The sequence below is a fragment of the Alcaligenes sp. GW821-FHT11D07 genome, from assembly GCF_058808495.1.
In genome coordinates this window covers 1-623 of record NZ_JBXART010000009.1, presented here as the reverse complement: position 1 = coordinate 623, position 623 = coordinate 1, and the positions used below count along the sequence as shown (strand labels likewise).

At 56.7% G+C, this 623-nt stretch carries 1 protein-coding gene; it reads left to right on the top strand.

Annotated elements, in window-relative coordinates:
- Window positions 1–623 (top strand): GTP-binding protein (locus tag AC1RSM_RS18640; protein WP_492934062.1); only part of this gene is annotated, 623 nt, incomplete at both ends.

Sequence of the window (623 nt, the reverse complement as noted above, 5' to 3'; positions counted from 1 at the left end):
AAGTTTGAACGGACTAAACCGCACGTCAACGTCGGTACTATCGGTCACGTTGACCACGGTAAAACCACTCTGACCGCTGCAATCTGCACGGTTCTGTCCAAGGCATACGGCGGCGAAGCGCGCGATTACTCGCAAATCGACAACGCCCCTGAAGAAAAAGCACGTGGTATCACCATCAGCACCTCGCACGTTGAGTACGAGACGCCTAACCGTCACTACGCACACGTTGACTGCCCCGGCCACGCTGACTACGTCAAAAACATGATTACTGGTGCTGCCCAGATGGACGGCGCTATCTTGGTTTGCTCCGCTGCTGACGGCCCAATGCCCCAGACACGTGAGCACATCTTGCTGAGCCGTCAGGTTGGCGTTCCTTACATCATCGTGTTCCTGAACAAGGCCGACATGGTTGATGACGAAGAGCTGATCGAACTGGTTGAAATGGAAGTTCGCGAGCTGTTGTCCAAGTACGACTTCCCCGGCGACGACACCCCGATCATCAAGGGTTCGGCCAAACTGGCTCTGGAAGGCGACGAAGGCCCATTGGGCAGCCAAGCCGTTCTGGCTCTGGCCGAAGCGCTGGACAGCTACATTCCTACGCCTGAGCGTGCCGTTGACGGTAC